General features: G+C 33.9%; 7 protein-coding genes. 6 read left to right on the forward strand and 1 reads right to left on the reverse strand.

Features of this window, described 5'->3' with window-relative positions; genetic code table 11:
• Window positions 1–117 precede the first annotated feature (117 nt).
• The 6 genes from NE054_RS07705 (at window position 118) to NE054_RS07730 (ending at window position 2,349) form a co-directional block, all read left to right on the forward strand.
• On the forward strand, window positions 118–363 hold the full coding sequence (locus NE054_RS07705; protein WP_297890352.1) for a c-type cytochrome: 246 nt from the start codon (window positions 118–120) through the stop codon (window positions 361–363).
• An 18-nt stretch (window positions 364–381) separates the two neighbouring features.
• Window positions 382–504, forward strand: coding sequence for a hypothetical protein (locus NE054_RS07710; protein ID WP_297890342.1), 123 nt, complete (start codon window positions 382–384; stop codon window positions 502–504).
• A 72-nt stretch (window positions 505–576) separates the two neighbouring features.
• The gene (locus NE054_RS07715) at window positions 577–825 is read left to right on the forward strand and encodes a hypothetical protein (protein WP_297890344.1); all 249 of its coding nucleotides are present in this window, start codon (window positions 577–579) and stop codon (window positions 823–825) included.
• On the forward strand, window positions 818–1,624 hold the full coding sequence (gene dapB, locus NE054_RS07720) for a 4-hydroxy-tetrahydrodipicolinate reductase (protein WP_297890346.1): 807 nt from the start codon (window positions 818–820) through the stop codon (window positions 1,622–1,624). Before NE054_RS07715 ends, dapB begins: the two co-directional genes overlap by 8 nt.
• Complete coding sequence (locus tag NE054_RS07725; RefSeq protein WP_297890348.1) at window positions 1,617–1,838, forward strand: AtpZ/AtpI family protein; 222 nt, start codon at window positions 1,617–1,619, stop codon at window positions 1,836–1,838. Before dapB ends, NE054_RS07725 begins: the two co-directional genes overlap by 8 nt.
• 76 nt (window positions 1,839–1,914) lie before the next feature.
• A complete protein-coding gene (locus tag NE054_RS07730; protein ID WP_297890350.1) occupies window positions 1,915–2,349 on the forward strand; it encodes a DUF2267 domain-containing protein in 435 nt (144 codons plus the stop codon).
• 16 nt (window positions 2,350–2,365) lie between these two features.
• On the opposite strand, the gene NE054_RS07735 is transcribed toward NE054_RS07730, so the two are convergent.
• Window positions 2,366–2,587: a hypothetical protein gene (locus tag NE054_RS07735; RefSeq protein WP_297890351.1), complete on the reverse strand. Its 222-nt coding sequence runs from the start codon at window positions 2,585–2,587 to the stop codon at window positions 2,366–2,368.
• Between the last annotated feature and the right edge of the window lie 276 nt (window positions 2,588–2,863).

The following is a 2,863-nucleotide window of genomic DNA, read 5'->3' on the forward strand; positions in this document are numbered from 1 at the left end:
CTTCCTGAGGTTTTTGTTCTTGAGGTTTAGCTGTTTCTTGATTACTTACCTGTTGAGGTTGGGCTGTTTCTTGAGCCTAAAAAAGAAGTTGCATCTGCAAAAGTTGATGGAGAAGGAATTTTCAAATCAAAAGGCTGTACGGCTTGCCATCAACCAAATGCAGATTCTGTAGGACCAGGACTAAACAAAATAGCAGCGGCTTATAAAGGAAACAAAGAAGGATTAATAAAGTTCCTCTCTGGAGAAGGAAAAGCTATAGTTGACCCTTCAAAAGAAGCTATAATGAAACCTCAAATAGAAGTAACAAAAAAACTTTCAAAAGAAGAAAAAGAAGCCTTGGCAGATTTTATATTGAAACATTAATTTATGGAGGTGTGTGTTATGGAAATGACCTTTGGTGGACTACCAAAAGCTGAAGTTGTTTTATTGGTTTTGATGTTAGCACAGCTTGTGTTTTTATGGGGTTCTATAATGTACAAAATGGGAACAAAGGAAGAAAAGTAATCTGAAAAACCTTAAAGGTGTTTTCTAACTCCCTCTTTCTTGAGGGAGAATTTATTTTTGAAAGGAGAATTTATGGAGAAAAAAGCTTACGCTTTTGTTTTTGCTGGATTTTTTATTACAGAAAAAGACCCACAAGAGATTTTTAATGAAAATGTAACAGCAGAAGATATGCAACAGATAGAAGACCTGATAAAAGAAAAATTGTTTAAACCAGGAGTAGATGTTGCTTTAGCTCCATCTGTAGTACCACCTCATCAAGCAAACGAGTTGTTGCAAGAATTTGGTAGAGTAATATTTTCACAAGGAGAGTCCAATGCTTAGATTGGGAATATCCGGTGTAATGGGAAGAATGGGCAGAACCATTGCTAATCTCGCATCACAAGACCCGGATATAACAATAACATCCGGAATAGAAAGTCCAGATTGTGCTCATTTACATAACTATGTTGGAGAACTAATAGGTAAAGATATTCCGGCACCAATAACATCGGATTTGGCTAAAGTTATAGACCAGATAGATGTTTTAATTGATTTTGCGGCAAATCAAGAAGCGGTTTTAGGACATTTAAGAATGCTTGCAGCAGATAAAGAAAAAAAAGCAGCTGTAGTGGGAACAACTGGATTTAGCGATTACCAGTTACAAGAAATAAAAGAGTTATCTAAAGAAATTCCCATAGTTTTAGCTCCTAATATGAGTATAGGAGTAAACCTTTTGTTTAAACTCGTTGAAATAGCTGCCAAAGTATTAAAAGACAAAGGATTTGATATAGAAGTGGTAGAGATGCATCACAGGTTTAAAAAAGATGCTCCTTCTGGAACAGCCATGAAGATAGTGGACATTCTAAAAAAAGAAACTGGAATAGAAAAAGTTGTTTACGGTAGAGAAGGTATAACTGGAGAAAGAAGTGATAAAGAGATAGGTGTTTTTGCTTTAAGAGGTGGAGATGTTGTAGGAGACCATACTGTAATATTCGCAGCTATGGGTGAAAGGTTAGAGCTTACCCATAAAGCAAGCTCAAGAGAGATATTTGCAAAAGGTGCCATAACTGCTGCAAAGTGGGTAAAAGATAAACCATCCGGATTATACGATATGATGGATGTGTTAGAATTAAATGAATGAACAAGCAAACAAAACTTTATCTTTTTTAACGATAGGGCTTCATTTAGTATCCGGAGTTATAGTAGGAGTTGCGATAGGATATTTTTTAGATAAATATTTTGGAACTTCTCCTTATCTTACCATAATCTTCTTTTTCTTTGGTTTGGCAGCCGGATTTAGAAATATGTATATAGATGCAAAAAAATACATTCAATCAGAAGAGAAAAAACAGTAAACTATTGTTTTTAAAAGAAAATTATCTATTATATTTATTTATATAATAACTAAAAATCTTAGAAGGAGGGTCAGCGATGAACTTTGAAAAATACGTAGAAAAAGGAAACCTTTTCCTCAAAGAGTTAGCTCAAGAACTTGGAAATCCGGAAGACAGAGAAAAAGCAGGTAGAGTTTTAAGAACGGTTTTACATGTTCTAAGAAGAAGACTTACGACAGAAGAGTCTTTTGACCTCATTTCCCAACTTCCAATGTGTATAAAGGCTGTTTATGTTGACGGATGGAAACCTTCTCCTGTACCAGACAAAACTATCAAGTCTGTTGAAGATTTTATTGCAGAAGTTATAGAGGAAGATAGAAGGTCTGCCGGAAAAGATTTTGGAAATGAAGAACATGCAAAAGAAGTTATAAAAGCTGTATTTAGAGTTATTAAAAGGCATGTGTCTGATGGTGAAATACAGGACGTTAAAGGAGACTTACCTAAGAGTCTTAAATCTCTTTGGGAAGATTAATCTAAATAAAGGGGGATTAATTGTCCCCCTTATTATTTTCGTTTTCTTTTTTTATCTCATCTAAAATATTTGTTTGATTGTATCTCTTAGCTCTTTCATCTTCCTGTTGATGTTTCTTTATAAACTTAAAAATGTACACTAAAATGATAATTGCTATAGTCCAACCTATAAAGTGAACTATTCCCTGCATTGCAGAATAACTATGTAAAAAGTTTAACGACCCTGTGTATGGCTCCATATCTTCTCCTTAATTTAAGACCAAAAAATCTTTATTAATGACTGCTATCATAGTATAATTACTATAAAACCTTATTATATTATAACAAAATCGTAGGAGGCTGAAAAAAGTTGACAAAAACTATACAAAATAATACATCATTATATGTTGAGAATAGAAAATTGCTAACTGTACAAAATCTAAACTGGAAAAGGTAGAGAAAGGAGACACTACCATGATAACCCTTCAATGCCAACTGGAACTCTCCAACCAAGACAAGGAAATCCTATTATCTCT

Source organism: Sulfurihydrogenibium sp., assembly GCF_027448985.1.
In the GTDB taxonomy this organism is placed as follows: Bacteria; Aquificota; Aquificia; order Aquificales; family Hydrogenothermaceae; genus Sulfurihydrogenibium.

What these genes read in the sequence shown, in the direction of transcription:
- NE054_RS07710 (WP_297890342.1), top strand. Translation starts at nt 382, where the DNA reads ATGGAAATGACCTTTGGTGGACTACCAAAAGCTGAAGTTGTTTTATTG.
- NE054_RS07715 (WP_297890344.1), top strand. Translation starts at nt 577, where the DNA reads ATGGAGAAAAAAGCTTACGCTTTTGTTTTTGCTGGATTTTTTATTACA.
- dapB (WP_297890346.1), top strand. Translation starts at nt 818, where the DNA reads ATGCTTAGATTGGGAATATCCGGTGTAATGGGAAGAATGGGCAGAACC.
- NE054_RS07725 (WP_297890348.1), top strand. Translation starts at nt 1,617, where the DNA reads ATGAATGAACAAGCAAACAAAACTTTATCTTTTTTAACGATAGGGCTT.
- NE054_RS07730 (WP_297890350.1), top strand. Translation starts at nt 1,915, where the DNA reads ATGAACTTTGAAAAATACGTAGAAAAAGGAAACCTTTTCCTCAAAGAG.
- NE054_RS07735 (WP_297890351.1), bottom strand. Translation starts at nt 2,587, where the DNA reads ATGGAGCCATACACAGGGTCGTTAAACTTTTTACATAGTTATTCTGCA.